Source organism: Brachybacterium sp. AG952 (assembly GCF_004362645.1).
GTDB classification, from domain to species: domain Bacteria; phylum Actinomycetota; class Actinomycetes; order Actinomycetales; family Dermabacteraceae; genus Brachybacterium; species Brachybacterium conglomeratum.
The window spans coordinates 43142-56781 of record NZ_SNXV01000008.1 but is presented as its reverse complement, the minus strand read 5'-3'; the positions used below and the strand labels follow the sequence as shown (position 1 = coordinate 56781).

General features: G+C 68.8%; 14 protein-coding genes and 1 pseudogene. 9 read left to right on the top strand and 6 right to left on the bottom strand.

Annotated features, from left to right (window positions below; translation table 11 throughout):
- Positions 1 to 8 precede the first annotated feature (8 nt).
- From DEU31_RS16315 to DEU31_RS16300, 4 genes are all read left to right on the top strand, one after another.
- Complete coding sequence (locus tag DEU31_RS16315; RefSeq protein WP_133677901.1) at positions 9 to 887, top strand: sugar ABC transporter permease; 879 nt, start codon at positions 9 to 11, stop codon at positions 885 to 887.
- Between the two features lie 61 nt (positions 888 to 948).
- Positions 949 to 1890: a carbohydrate ABC transporter permease gene (locus tag DEU31_RS16310; protein WP_133677900.1), complete on the top strand. Its 942-nt coding sequence runs from the start codon at positions 949 to 951 to the stop codon at positions 1888 to 1890.
- Positions 1887 to 2918 carry a LacI family DNA-binding transcriptional regulator gene (locus DEU31_RS16305; RefSeq protein WP_133677899.1) on the top strand — a complete coding sequence of 344 codons (1032 nt, stop codon included), beginning with the start codon at positions 1887 to 1889 and terminating at the stop codon, positions 2916 to 2918. The genes DEU31_RS16310 and DEU31_RS16305 overlap by 4 nt, the downstream gene beginning before the upstream one ends.
- A 174-nt stretch (positions 2919 to 3092) precedes the next feature.
- Entirely contained in the window at positions 3093 to 4661 is a 1569-nt protein-coding gene (locus tag DEU31_RS16300) for a glycoside hydrolase family 32 protein (protein WP_133677917.1), read from the top strand.
- Positions 4662 to 4791: 130 nt separating this feature from the next.
- Here the strand turns inward: DEU31_RS16300 and DEU31_RS16295 are convergent, their stop codons facing one another.
- Together DEU31_RS16295 and DEU31_RS16290 are read right to left on the bottom strand one after the other, a co-directional pair.
- Positions 4792 to 6357, bottom strand: coding sequence for a glycoside hydrolase family 68 protein (locus DEU31_RS16295; protein WP_133677898.1), 1566 nt, complete (start codon positions 6355 to 6357; stop codon positions 4792 to 4794).
- Between the two features lie 312 nt (positions 6358 to 6669).
- Complete coding sequence (locus tag DEU31_RS16290; protein WP_243733870.1) at positions 6670 to 6873, bottom strand: hypothetical protein; 204 nt, start codon at positions 6871 to 6873, stop codon at positions 6670 to 6672.
- A 19-nt stretch (positions 6874 to 6892) separates the two neighbouring features.
- On the opposite strand from DEU31_RS16290, the gene DEU31_RS16285 reads away from it, so the two are divergent.
- The 3 genes from DEU31_RS16285 (at position 6893) to DEU31_RS16275 (ending at position 7916) form a co-directional block, all read left to right on the top strand.
- Entirely contained in the window at positions 6893 to 7138 is a 246-nt protein-coding gene (locus tag DEU31_RS16285) for a hypothetical protein (protein WP_208110002.1), read from the top strand.
- A gap of 116 nt (positions 7139 to 7254) precedes the next feature.
- On the top strand, positions 7255 to 7605 hold the full coding sequence (locus DEU31_RS16280; protein ID WP_133677897.1) for a type II toxin-antitoxin system RelE/ParE family toxin: 351 nt from the start codon (positions 7255 to 7257) through the stop codon (positions 7603 to 7605).
- A 5-nt stretch (positions 7606 to 7610) separates the two neighbouring features.
- Positions 7611 to 7916, top strand: a complete 306-nt coding sequence (locus DEU31_RS16275; protein WP_133677896.1) for a helix-turn-helix transcriptional regulator — start codon at positions 7611 to 7613, stop codon at positions 7914 to 7916.
- Between the two features lie 189 nt (positions 7917 to 8105).
- Here the strand turns inward: DEU31_RS16275 and DEU31_RS16270 are convergent, their stop codons facing one another.
- Positions 8106 to 8444 (bottom strand): hypothetical protein, encoded by a 339-nt coding sequence (locus tag DEU31_RS16270; RefSeq protein ID WP_133677895.1) that lies wholly within the window; start codon positions 8442 to 8444, stop codon positions 8106 to 8108.
- Between the two features lie 45 nt (positions 8445 to 8489).
- Here DEU31_RS16270 and DEU31_RS16890 point away from each other — a divergent pair, with 45 nt between their 5' ends.
- Complete coding sequence (locus DEU31_RS16890) at positions 8490 to 8657, top strand: hypothetical protein (RefSeq protein ID WP_166649557.1); 168 nt, start codon at positions 8490 to 8492, stop codon at positions 8655 to 8657.
- 288 nt (positions 8658 to 8945) lie between these two features.
- Entirely contained in the window at positions 8946 to 10340 is a 1395-nt protein-coding gene (locus tag DEU31_RS16265; protein WP_133677894.1) for a DUF4041 domain-containing protein, read from the top strand.
- Positions 10341 to 10526: 186 nt separating this feature from the next.
- Here DEU31_RS16265 and DEU31_RS16260 read toward each other — a convergent pair whose 3' ends face one another.
- The 3 genes and pseudogenes from DEU31_RS16260 to DEU31_RS16250 form a co-directional block, all read right to left on the bottom strand.
- The gene (locus DEU31_RS16260) at positions 10527 to 11423 is read right to left on the bottom strand and encodes a carbohydrate ABC transporter permease (protein WP_133677893.1); all 897 of its coding nucleotides are present in this window, start codon (positions 11421 to 11423) and stop codon (positions 10527 to 10529) included.
- On the bottom strand, positions 11420 to 12259 hold the full coding sequence (locus DEU31_RS16255) for a sugar ABC transporter permease (RefSeq protein ID WP_243733869.1): 840 nt from the start codon (positions 12257 to 12259) through the stop codon (positions 11420 to 11422). Before DEU31_RS16255 ends, DEU31_RS16260 begins: the two co-directional genes overlap by 4 nt.
- A 25-nt stretch (positions 12260 to 12284) precedes the next feature.
- Positions 12285 to 13514: pseudogene (locus tag DEU31_RS16250) on the bottom strand (sugar ABC transporter substrate-binding protein).
- Between the last annotated feature and the right edge of the window lie 126 nt (positions 13515 to 13640).

Below are 13640 nucleotides of genomic sequence, written 5' to 3'. Positions count from 1 at the left end.
AGGACCCCATGCTCCCCTATCGCTCACGGCTCTCGGTGGTCGTGTTCCTCACCCCGCCCCTGCTGCTCTTCGGCGGCGGAGTGCTGCTGCCGATCGTGCAGTCGCTGGGCCTGAGCTTCTACGAGTGGGACGGCATCACCGGTCTCGACTTCGTGGGGCTCGCCAACTACCGATCGCTGCTGCTGGACGACGACGTGTTCCGCACTGCCTTCGTCAACCAGCTGGTCTACCTCGTGATCTGCCTGCTGCTGCAGGTGGGCGGCGGCCTGCTGGTGGCGACGCTGCTGATGACGATCACCCGGGGCCGCGAGATGCTCAAGGTGCTCTACCTGATGCCCGCGGTCATCTCGACCCCCGCGATCGCGTTGCTGTTCCAGCGCATCTACTCCTTCGAGCCGGTGGGGCTGGTCAACACGCTTCTCGGCGCGGTGGGTCTGGACGCCCTGGCCCGGCCCTGGCTCTCCGACGTCTCGACGGTCCTCGCGGCGGTCTCCGCCCCCGAAGGCTGGCGCTTCCTGGGGCTCTACACGGTGATCCTCTACGCGGCGCTGCTCGCGGTGCCGAAGGAGCTGGAGGAGGCCGCCTCCCTGGACGGGGCGAACCCCTTCCAGGTCTTCACCCGGATCCGGTTCCCGCACATCATGCCGGTGTTCGTCACCACCCTGATCATGGCGACCACCTACGCGCTGCGCGGCTTCGACATCCCGTTCCTGCTCACCAACGGAGGCCCCGGACAGGCCTCCGAGCTGGTGACCACCTACATGTACAAGACGGCGTTCACCTCCGGGCACTTCGGCTCCGCGAGCGCGATCTCCGTGATCATCGTCCTCGAGTGCCTGGTCGCAGTGGGGCTGATCCTGCTGCTGCTGCGCAGGAAGGCGGACTGACATGACCCCTGCATCCGCACCCTCCCCCGCCCTGCCTGAGCCCGCCTCGAAGGAGCGGAACATGACCCGATCCCCCGCTGACGGCCCCTCCCCCGAAAGCGGCTCCCCCGACGGCTCCTCCACCGCCCGGTCGTCCACCGCCGGCGCTGCTCCGCGCCGCCGCCGCCGGCCCACGCCGCTGCGGATCTCGACGATGATCTCCCGCGCGCTCATCGCCGCGGTGCTGATCCTCCAGGTCTACCCCTTCCTGTGGCTGCTCCAGACCAGCCTTCGCGACCGGCAGGACTTCGCCGCCTCGAACCCGTTCTCCCTGCCCACGCAGCTGACCCTGGACAACTTCGCGCGCGCCATCGAGCAGGGCGACCTGCTGCGCAACATCCTCAACAGCCTGCTCATCACCGGCGGCGCCTGCCTGCTGCTGGTGGTGTGCGGGATGGCCGGGGCGTACGCGATCGCGGTGCTCGGCTTCCGGTTCTCCGGCCTGGTCAAGGGCCTGTTCCTGCTGGGCATCGTGGTGCCGGTGCAGGTGGCGCTGGTGCCGCTGTTCATCGACTACTCGCGCCTGGGCATCCTGGACACGCGAGCGGCGGTGATCATCCCGCTGGCAGGCTTCGCGCTGCCGATGGCGCTGTACCTGTTCCTCTCCTTCTACAGCTACATCCCTCGCGAGATGTACGAGGCGGCGACCCTCGACGGCGCCGGCCCCTACCGGATCTTCGCCCGGATCACGCTGCCGATGTCATGGAACACCGTGGTGACGGTGGTGATGGTCAACGCGATCTTCATCTGGAACGACTTCATCTTCGCCAACACCTTCCTCCTCAGCGAGGAGCTGAAGACCATCCCGCTGGGTCTGCAGAACTACATCGGCGCGATGGGCAACACCGACTGGACGGCCACCTTCGCCGCCGTGTCGATCACCGTGACCCCGCTGCTGCTGGTGTTCCTCGTGCTCAACCGTGCCATGATCTACGGTCTCGAGAGCGGAGCGAGCAAGGGATGACATCGATGACGGGCACGGGGCGAGCGGACCGCACGGTGACGATGCGGGAGGTCGCCGAGCGCGCCGGAGTCTCGGTCACCACGGTCTCCCACGTCGTCAACGACAAGCCGGGGGCCCGCATCGGCGCCGAGGCCCGGGCGCGCGTGCAGCAGGCCGTCGCGGACCTCGGCTACCGCCCCAACGTGCTGGCCAAGAACCTGGTGCAGGGCACCAGCGCCTTCATCGGCCTGGTCGCGGACTCCATCGCGACCACGCCCTTCGCCGGTCAGATCATCCGCGGCGCCCAGGAGGAGGCCTGGCGGCACGGGCACGTGCTGCTGGTCGCGAACACCGAGGGCGACGAAGCCGCGGAGCGGGACGCGCTGGGGATGATGCTCGAGCACAAGGTGCGCGGCATCCTCTACTCGACGTGGAACCACCGCGCCACGGAGATCCCCGACGCCCTCGCCGAAGCCGACCACGTGCTGGTCAACTGCTACACCGCGGGCACCGCGACCCGGGCAGTCGTGCCCGACGAGGTGGGCGGCGGCCGCACGGCGACCGACCTGCTGCTGGCGCAGGGGCACCGGCGGATCGCGTTCGTGAACACCACATCCCCCTCCCCCGCCCGGGAGGGCCGCCTGCAGGGGTACCGAGAGGCGCATGCCGCCGTCGGCGCGGAGGTGGACGAGGCACTGATCCTGGACGCGTCGCCCGAGCAGGAGGGCGGGTACGCCGTCGCTGAGCAGCTCCTCGCCCTCGGCGTGACCGGCGTGTTCTGCCACAACGACCGGGTGGCGATGGGCCTGTACGACGCGCTGCGGGAGCGGGGGCTGCGGGTGCCCGGCGACATGGCGGTGGTCGGCTTCGACAACCAGGAGGTCATCGCCGGCCACCTGCGGCCGCCTCTGTCCACCGTGGCGCTGCCCCATTACGAGCTCGGCGTCCGGGGGGTACGGGTCCTGCTGGGCGCCGAGGAGCTCGCGCCCGGCGAGCAGCTGCGCGTGAGCTGCCCCGTCGTCGCCCGGGACTCGATCGCCGCGCGCTGAACCGCGGCCGCCGCTCGACCGCCCCCGCTACGACGCGACCCGTCGGCCGCATCGCTGCGCTCCGCAGGAGCACGCCCCTCCCCGCACCGTCGCACAGCCGTCGCGTCACGCACCGTCCCCGAACCGATCCGATCCGTCCCCGATCCCACCGATGATGATGGAGAACGCCCGATGATGATCAGACCCACCCGACGCGACCTGCTGCGCACCTCCGGCTGCGGAGCCCTGGCCCTCACAGGAGCCCTCCTGAGCACCACGACCTCCCCCGCCCTCGCCGAGGAGCCCGCCTCGCTCCGCGCCCGCTTCCATCTCACCCCGCCCCGCGGCTGGCTGTGCGACCCGCAGCGCCCGGTCCTCACCGGAGGCACCACGCAGCTGTACTACCTGCACTCGGAGCAGAACTCCGGGGACGGCGGGTGGGACCGGGCGTCCACTGCGGACCTGGTCACCTTCGAGCACCACGGGGACGCGATCCCGCTGCGCCCGGACTTCCCGGTGTGGTCGGGCTCGCTGGTGATCGACGAGGAGGACACCGCCGGCTTCGGCGCCGGCGCCGTGATCGCCCTGGCCACCCAGCCGACCGGCGGCGTGCGCCGGCATCAGGAGCAGTACCTGTACTGGTCCCTCGACGGCGGCGCGAGCTTCACTCAGCTCGATGACCCGGTCATCGTCAACGAGGACGGCCGCGAGGCGGAGACCCCGGCGGAGGTCGAGAACGCGGAATGGTTCCGGGACCCGAAGGTCCACTGGGACGCCGCGCGCGGGGAATGGGTGTGCGTGATCGGCCGCCACCGCTACGCGACCTTCTACACCTCCGCGGACCTGCGCACCTGGACGCTGCGCCGCAACTTCGACTACCGCCTCACCCCCCAGGACCCGGACCTCGGCGGCATCGAGTGCCCGGACCTCTTCGAGATGACGGCCGACGACGGCACCACCCACTGGGTGCTCGGCGCGAGCATGGACGCCTACGGCGTGGGGCTGCCGATGACCTACGCCTACTGGACCGGGACCTGGGACGGCGAGCAGTTCCTGGCCGACTCGCTCACCCCGCAGTGGCTGGACCACGGCTGGGACTGGTACGCGGCGGTGACCTGGCCCGCCCCGGAGGACCCCGCGCGTCTGCGGTACGCGATCGGGTGGATGAACAACTGGAAGTACGCGAACCGCGACGTGCCCACCGACCTCTCCGACGGCTACAACGGCCAGTTCTCGGTGGTCCGCGAGCTGCGCCTGCGGCGCGAGGCCGACGGGCGCTGCGCGCTCGTGTCCACGCCCGTGCCGGCGCTCGCGGCGGCCGCGCGCACGGTGCGCACGCTGCCTGACGTGACCGCGGACGGCGCGGCCGTGCTGGACGTCGACGCCCGCGCCTACGAGCTCGAGCTCGACCTGACCTGGGGGGAGGCCACGAACGTGGGCGTCTCCGTGGGACGCTCGGCCGACGGGTCCCGGCACACGAACGTGGGCGTGATCGACGGGCGCGTCTACGTGGACCGCGGCCCCTCGGATCTCGAGGGGTACTCCTTCGGAGAATTCCGCCGGGCGGAGGCGCCCATCGACCCCGCCGCGCGCGTCGTGCACCTGCGGATCCTGGTAGACACGCAGAGCGTGGAGGTGTTCGTCGACGACGGGTACACGGTGCTGTCCCAGCAGGTGCACCTGCTGCCCGGGGACACCGGCGCCTCCCTCTACGCCGACGGCGGCCCGCTGCACGCCACCGCGATCACGCTGCGGGAGCACTGAGCCCCGCCCCGGTCGGCGACGCGGCGCCGCCCCCTCTCGGGGACGGCGCCGCGTCGGTGATGCCGGGCTGCTCCTCCTGCGCGGTCGTCCGCGGGCCGTCAGGCCCGGGGCTCCCGGCGCAGGCCGCCGATCACTTGTAGTGACCGACCCCGCCCTTGCGCTTGTTGGTGGGGAGGTACGCGTACGGGCCCAGGCCGTCGTCGCCGAAGGAGTAGTCCACCGCAGAGGTCGCGGTGGCACCGTCCACGTCCACCTTCACGGTGGGCGAGAGGGTGCCGCCGCGGCGGCCCTCGACGTTGTCGATGAAGGACTGGACCAGGCCGCCGGGCTGGATGTAGTGCGAGTACGCCTGGAACTGGCGCGGGTTCTGACCCTCGGTGGGCGACTCGGGGGCGTCGGCCGGGAGGTTCAGGTCCACGGGACTGCCCAGCACCACGCCGGAGGAGTTCAGCGGCTGGAAGTCGGAGCGGATGCCGTCGCCGACGAAGCCGTAGACGCCGTCGGGGCCACGGAGGTCCGCCGCGTAGGTGAACTGGTGGGAGATCGTGAACAGGAAGTACTTCCCGTCCTCGATGATCATCTGGGGGCGCTCGGTCTGGTCGTTCACGCCGTAGGCGGTGAGGATCGGGGGGAGCATGGTCCAGGAGGTGAGGTCCTTGGAGTCCGCCCAGGCCAGGCCGATGTTGCCGCGCTGCCACTGGACGCCCTTGGCGTTGACCTCGTCGACGGTCTCCGCGAAGGGGTCGCCGTCGACGTAGCCGAGGTCCTCGGCGGTCGCGTCGGTCTCCGCGGTGCCGGGCACGCCCGCGCCGCAGCCTTCGAAGAGCATGAAGGTGATCCCGGGGGTCGCCGGGTCCTCGAAGGTGAAGGGGTCACGGAAGGAGAAGTACTGGTTCTGCTCCTGGGTCTGGTACCAGGTGCCGTCGGGCTCCGCGATCTCGAGGTGCTCGCCGAAGTCGGAGAAGCTCACGCCCTTCTTGGTGGCCTTGATCTTGCCGAGCACGGTCGCGAGCACGGCGGGCTTGCCGTCGGTGCCGGGACGCTTCTCGCCGAAGGTGGTCGCGGTGTAGAACACGCGCACCTTGTTGCCCTGCATCAGACGGGCGGAGCCGGACCACTCGGTGTTGGACAGGGAGGTCTCGTCCTCGAAGAGGTAGCCGCCGTAGGTCCAGGCCTCGTCGGGCTCGGCGGTCGAGGGGCGGGTGAAGTAGCCGATGCGGGCGCTCCAGTGGCGCTCGTCGAAGGGGATGTCGCGCGGGGCGACGAGGGAGAAGATGACGTCCCAGCCCTTGTAGCTCATCTGGTTGGAGTACTCGTCGGTCAGCGACCAGGTGTCCCAGACCCACACCTCGTCGGTCATGATCGGGAAGTCCACGGGGATCTCCGGCATGGTGATCGACTCGGGCATGGAGTTCTCGCCGCGCGCGACGGTCTCGTCGTTCTGGGTGCGCATGATCTGGCGGGCATCCGCACGGGTCCAGCGGGCGTGGAAGTCACTGGTGATCGGGTCGTAGGCCTGCTGGGTGTGCGGGGTGGGCTGCGGGCCGTCCGCGGTCGGGGCGTTCGGCGCGGCGGGGGCTGCCTGGGCCGCGGAGGAGCCGAGCGCCGAGGCGGTGCCGGCGGCGGCCAGCGTGCCCAGGGCGAGGGCGCCGAAGCCGCGGCGGGTGGGGTTCAGGGGGGTGGTGTGACGGGACACGTCTACTCCTGGATCGGGGATGCGGGAGACGGTTGCCGCGTCGAGGCGGACGTGCCGCCGTCGACCGCCGGCGCTCGTCGGATTCGACCTTGACACGTGCTGAAGCGGGCGCGTCAAACGGTCGTGACGGCGGCCACAGGGTCACTCATTCGCTTGAGGCCAGGCGCAGCGGCTTCCTTCAATGCAGGTCAGAGCGCCAGGGCCGCGCTCAGGTGAACGTTCCCGTGGAGCTCGGCAAGGCGTGACGGAGACCTCACGCAGACCGTCGGATCAGCGACGCGCCTCGAGCGGTCGACCAGCCGCCGGTCGGACTCAGCCATCCCGCAGCCGCTCCGGCAGCCGGTCCGCATGCGCGGCCCGCAGCTCCTCGGTCATCGCGCGGGAGTCCTCGAGGGTGAGCAGCGCGGCGGTCAGCCGCTCCAGCGCTACGGCGTGGAAGACGTTCTCGAGCTCGCCATCGAGCGCCGCGATCAGGCTCGACGCGCAGGGCGACCTCCAATCAGCCTGGCTACGCACGCAGGGCGTGGACCCCGCGATGGCTCCGCGCCATCTCGTCCCCTCCACCCATGACCTGACCTACGCGGTCGTCGCCGGGCTCGGCTGGGGGATGCTTCTGACCATGCAGGCCGAGCCGCTGCTGGCGAGCGGGGATCTGGTCGCGCTCGGCGGCGAGCCTGTCACCTCGGCGCTGTACTGGCAGGTGGCGAGGGCGCCGTCGACGCTGCTCGAGGGGCTGACGGAGGTGCTGGCGGCGGCGCGGCGGGAGCTGGTGCAGGGGTGAGTGGTGCACGCGAGAGCGGAATGCAGGTCACCGCAGCGTGGAACCGCCTTGCCAGCCCCAGCGACCGCAGTCACCCACATCTTGCCTGTAGAACCTACAGGTTCTAGGGTGAGGTGATGTGGCAGGTGGACATCGCTGCGATCGCCGACTGGCTGCGGGCACTGGACGACGACTCCCGTGAGCAGGTCGTCGCCGCGGTGGAACTCCTCGAGGAGCACGGCCCTCATCTGGGGCGGCCGCTCGTGGATACGGTGTCCGGGTCACGGCACAGGAGGATGAAGGAGCTCAGACCGGGTTCGTCAGGCAGTAGCGAGCTGCGCATCCTGTTCGCCTTCGATCCCGGCCGACAGGCGATCCTCCTGGTCGCCGGCGACAAGTCCGGGAACTGGACGAGTTGGTATCGGCGAAACATCCCCCTCGCCGACGACCTGTTCGATGAACATCTGCGCAGGCTGGAAGGAGAGTGACCGAGATGGCGATGTCGATGAAGGAATTCCTCGCAGAGAACCCGGTGGACCGCACGAAGGTCGACCAGCACAAGGAGCGGATGCTCTCCGAGGTCCGCGCCCACAGACTGCGGGAGCTGCGCGAGGCGGCCGGCCTCACCCAGCAGCAGCTCGCCGACCTCATCGGGGTCACGCAGCGCCAGGTGTCCAAGATCGAGCATGGCGACCTGGAGAGCACCAAGGTCGGGACGATCCGGGGCTACCTCGAGGCCGTCGGCGGGGAGCTCTCCCTGGAGTACGTCACTGGAGATGCCCGCGTCCAAGTCGCCTGATCACACGACGCTGGACTACATCCGGCACACGCTCGCCGCGCTCTGCTCCCAGCATCTCGCCCCTTCACGTCTGGCTGGACGCAGGGTGGATCGGCCGTTCAGGCGGTGCGCGGAGATCAGCATCGGCCCAGTCCCCGCGCGCCTGCAGAGAAGCTGGGGCTCACGGCACCTGCGGGCAGGGCGCTGACCTCACGCGGACTCGGACGGATTCGGGGGCCACCCCTCGAATCGCCCGGTGCTCGAGATCTGCAGACGCTGCTCTCGCGTGAGGTGACCGTTGAACCAGGCCGTGAACTTCGCCAGCGACGCGGCGTCGTCGACGCGGACGCCGAGGGAAGCGGCGTAGGCGCAGATGTTCTCCGGTGTCGAGGGGCGTGGGGGGTCTTCGACCGCTTCGAGAGCCGGGAGAACCAGCTCGCCGAGAAGCGCCCGCGCCGCTCCGACCTCCATGTTCTCACGATGCCAGCGTCGATGCGCCGCGAGGATCTCGAAGAATTCGCCGAGCGCGGCGATCTGCGCGAACAGCATCACCCTCGGCTGCCATTGGTGACGAGGCACGAGCTCGAGGAGCAGATGACGGATCCTCTCCTCGGTCCACCGGATCTCGGCGGGATCCCCGTGGGAGCCGACGAGGAAGACGAGCAGCGGCTTGACATGGTCAGCTTCGTCGACCGCCTGCTCCAGGGATACCGCGGAGCAGCGGCAGATCACGAACTGGTCCAACAGGCTGTCGATGGCTGAGCGGGGGTCCGAGGCCGCAGCTCTCGGTCGCGACGGAGACGTTGAGCGGGGTTTGCGGCGCCTCTTCTTCTTCGGCATACGGCCATCGTCGTCTCCTCACAGCCGTCGCGAATGTCGCTGTGGACAGCCCAGTGCTGTGGAGGGCAGGTCGGTGCCGAAATCCGGGCGTGACCGGTGGAAACATGCATGCGCTGTGCCCTGTCACGGAACCGTCACGTCGCACTCCGATGTCTGGCCCTCGCCATACGATCCAGGCATACCACCCAGCTTCGATGAAAGGCCATCTCCATGACCCACGCATCCCAGCCGCAGGCCCAGCCCGAGCTCGGCGTTCTCGACAAGTTCCTCCTCACGCCGAAGGCGCAAGAGCTTCTCGGCTGGCAGAGCAAGCAGATCGACCTGCTCGAGTCACGCCTCGATGCCGGCAGCCGTGCATATGCGTCGATGGATCGCTGGGTCAAGGAGCACGGCGGACCCGAGATCGTCGAGAACGAGGATGCACTTGCGAAGTCGCGGAACCAGCTCAGCAAGGCCAGGAAGGACCTTCAGACGGTCCGGGCCGAGGTAGCGCAGTTCAACGTCGACCTCACGATGGACAGCGCCGGAGATTTCGACCGCACGCATCCGGCGCAGGACTCCATCGGACTCAGCGGCGAGCTGCGCGATCTGCGCACCGAGATCAAGTCCGCGGTCAAGGACGGTTCTGCGGTCACGATTGCCAAGGAGGCCGACACGACCGGTCTCACCCCCGCGAAACGACGTCGCGCGGCGACCAGGATGGCCACCCTCGCCCTGCGTGCTTTCAATGCGGAGGCTGACGCCGTGATCGCGGCCGCGACAGCGAACAACGAGGACGCAAGTGCTCAGAAGATCGCGCGCTCGGCAGATGCGATCGGAAAACTCCTCGACACCTTCGACGGCGAAATCTCAACCAGCTACATCGAGCTGAAGGTGCGCGAACTGCGGCTTGCAGTTCGGCATGCGAAGGCAAAGGCATTCGAGCGGGAGCTCGAGAAGGAGCGACGTGCCGAGCTGCGCGAGCAGGCAAAGGCCGAGCGGGAGCTCGAAGCGGAACGCGATCGTCTGCGCAAGGAGCTCGCGCACTACGAGAACATCCGCCAGTCGATGCACGACAAGGGCGATGACGAAGGGCTCGCGCGCATGGAGGCCAAGCTCGCGGAGATCCAGCAGGGCATCGAGGACGTCGACCAGCGCGCCGCCAACATCCGCGCAGGGTATGTCTACGTCATCTCGAACGTCGGAGCGTTCGGCCAGCGGATGGTGAAGATCGGTCTGACCCGCCGCCTCGACCCCATGGATCGCGTGCGGGAGCTCGGTGACGCATCAGTGCCCTTCGGCTTCGATGTCCATGCTCTGTTCTTCGCCGACGATGCGGTAGGAGTGGAAGCAGAGCTGCATCGTCGCTTCGCCGACAAGCGAGTGAACCGTGTGAACCTGCGCCGCGAGTTCTTCTATGCCACCCCCGTCGAGGTCCGCGAGCACCTTGCTGAGGTTGCCGGTGACCTGATCGAGTTCCGCGAAGACCCTGAAGCGGCACAGTTCCGTGAGAGCCAGCAGCTCGCCGCGCAGGGCATGACCGAGTCGGCTCGCCCAGATTCCAGTGCCTTCGCTGATGGCTTCGGGGACGACGACCTCGAACTGGCGGCGGAGCCCTCACGATGATCTGAACTCGAAGCAGTCGCGCTCGTCGCCCGAAGCCGGCTAGCAGCCGCACTCCGACGGCGGCTCCGCCACCACTCCGAGGTCTCATCAGGTGGCGGGGCCGCCGTCGGGGTCGGTCGCGAATCTCGGGACGTCACGCCGTCGGCCATGTGGCAGGGGCTATCGGGGCTTGCGCACAGGAGGACCTCACTTGACCCCCGTGCTCGCGATCCCCTGCACGAACTGCCGCTGGAACGCCAGGAACACCACCAGGATCGGCAGCACCGTGATGGTCGCGACCGCCATCACCGCACCCCACGGGGAGGCGAAGGCCGGATTGTTGGTGAGCGTGGAGAGCGCGACGGGGACCGTGAGGCTCTCGTTGCCCTGCAACACCACCATCGGCCAGAGGAAGTCGTTCCATCGGGCCATGAACGCGAGGATCACGAGCACCCCGATGAGCGGGCCGCAGGTGGGCAGCACCACCTGGAAGAAGGCGCGGAACTCCCCCGCCCCGTCGACCCGGGCGGCCTCGACCAGCGCGTTCGGCACGGAGAGCATGAACTGTCGGGCGATGAAGATGCCGACCACGTCGAAGGCCGTGGGGAGGATGACCGCCCATGGGGAGTCGACGAGCCCCAGCCGCGCGACGACGAGGAACGACGGCACGAGCGTCACCTGGATCGGGATCATGATCGTGATGAGGAAGGCGCTGTACAGCAGGCCCTTCCCCCAGAAGCGGTACTTCGCCAGCGCGTACCCGGCTCCGAGTGAGACGCACACCGAGATCGCGGTCGTGACCACGGCGATGAGCAGCGAGTTCCCGATCCATCGCCACACGGGCTGGGTGGAGAACACCTCGGAGAAGTTCGACAGGGTCGGAGCCTCGGGCCACAGGTAGAACTGCGAGCTCTGGGACTGCCCACCGGGGGTGAGCGCGGAGATCACCATCCAGTACAGCGGGAAGACCATCAGCAGAGCGAGAAGGGCGAGCGCGGCGACGAGCAGCCAGCGCCGTGGGGAGGTGCGGGACGTGCGACGTCGCGCGCCCTCGGGGAGTGCGTTCTCGGTCCGGGCCGGTGCAGGTTTCACGGTGGTGCTCATAGGAAGCTCTCCGCTCTCTTGGACGCCTGCTGCCGCAGCAGGGTGAAGACCAGCAGGATCCCGACGAGGACCAGGCCGAGCGCGGCGGCGTAGCCCATCTGACCGTCCTGGAAGGCGGAGCGGAACACGTACTGGATGAGGACCGTGGTGGAGAAGCCCGGGCCGCCGCCGGTCATCACGTAGATGACGTCGAAGGCCTGGAGCGAGAACACCACGTTGAGGATCAGGAGGATGGAGGTGGTGGGGGTGAGCATCGGGACGGTGATGGAGCGGAAGCGCGCCCACCGGTCGGCGCCGTCGATGGATGCGGCCTCCTTGAGCTCGGAAGGGATCGACTGGAGCGCTCCGAGGTAGATCACCATGCAGAAGCCGATCCGGGTCCACACCACCACGATGATCAGCGTGAACATGGCCATGTTCGGCGAGGTAAGCCACGGGATCCGGTCCACGCCGAGCAGGGCGAGGGCGTTGTTGGCGACGCCGTAGTCGACGTTGAAGATCCACGACACGATCACGCCGACCACGACGCCGGCGGCGACCATCGGGACGAAGAACATCGCCCGCAGCACGCCCCGGCCCGGCAGGGGCCGGTTCAGGGCGACGGCGAGCGTCAGCCCTGCCGCCATCGCGGTGGGGACGGTGCCGATGGTGAACACGAGGGTGTTGATCAGGGCGGTGCGGAAGAGCCGGTCGGAGCCGAGCTGGGCGAAGTTGTCCACCCCCACCCACTGCCCCTCGCCGAGGGTCTGGGTGTCCTGGAAGCTGAGCGTGATCGCGATGACGATCGGGATCAGGGAGAAGGCGGCGAACAGCAGGGCCGCGGGGCCGATGAACACGTAGGGAGTCAGGCGGTTTCGCCGGTCAGCGGGACGTGACACTGAGCATCGCCTCCATCATCTGGGCCGAGGCCTCCTGCGGGGTGAGCTGACCGATGAGGCACAGGTCGAGGTAGTCGGCGAACACGGCGTTCAAGGAGCTGAAGTACTCCCCGGACTGCGCCTTCACCATGGACAGCGGGATCGTGGTGCCCTGGTCGATGAACTGCTGCATGACGTCCTCGTGGGCGGCGTAGCCGATGTCCTCCGCATCCAGCGAGGTGCGGGAGGGGATCCAGTTCCCGTTGTGGCAGAACTCCTGGATGTTCTCGCGGCTGGTCATGTAGGCGACCAGCTCGGCGGCGAGCTCCGGCTCGCGTGCGGAGCGGGTGACGGCGAGGGCGTTGCCGCCGAGGTCGGAGGCTTCGCCGACGTTGCGGATCATGGGGGCGGTGCCCCACTCCTCCGGCATGGCCTCGTCGAAGGCGGCGATCGCCTCGGGGTTGGTCAGCGCCATGCCCACCTGGCCGGTGGTGAACAGGTCGAAGTCGACGTGCCCGCCGCCGGACTTGCTCATGTTGCTGGGGCTGACGAGTCCGTCGGCGTACCACTGCCGGCCGAAGGCGAGCGCCTCGATCGCGGCGTCGGTGTCCATCGAGGGGGTGAGTCCGTCCTCGCCGAGGAAGGCGCCGCCGTTCTGGTAGATCAGCGGCATCCACCGGTAGGCAGTGTCCGGGCCGCTCCATCCGTAGGAGAAGGCGTAGTTGCCGGTGGCCTGCTTGACCTCGGCGGCGATCTCCAGGAACTGGTCCCAGGTCCAGGCGTCCTCCAGTGCGGTGGGCGGCTGCACGCCGATCTGCTACATCACCGTGCGGTTGTAGAAGGTGATGAAGTTGTCGGTGTGCTGGAAGACGCCGAAGATGCCGTTCTCCCGCTGGCCGATCGCCCAGAACGGGTCGCTCCAGTCCTCCTGGTAGTCGGCAGGGATCGCCGGGGAGAGGTCGAGGAGACTTCCGTTCGCAGCGTACCGGCCGATCTGCTGCGGGGTGATCCGGATGATGTCGGGGGCGAGGTCGGCGGCGAGTCGGGTGATGAACCACTGGTGGAAGGATCCGGTGGTCACCTCGACGGCGACCGACGAGCCGGGGTGGTCCTCGACGAACCTGTCGGCGATGGCCTGGTAGGAGTCGAGGTCGGTGGGGATGTTCCAGGAGGACAGCCGCAGGTGCCGTGTGCCGGTGTCCTCGCCGGCGCAGGCGGCGAGCGCGCCGGTCATCGAGATGCCGGCGACGGCGAGTATCTGTCGTCGTGGCGGGGTCGGGGGTCTCACGTGATCGCTCTCCTTTGAGCAATGGAGTGGAAGGGTGCGGTCGGGCGCCTCGAGACGCCCGCCCGTCGGTCG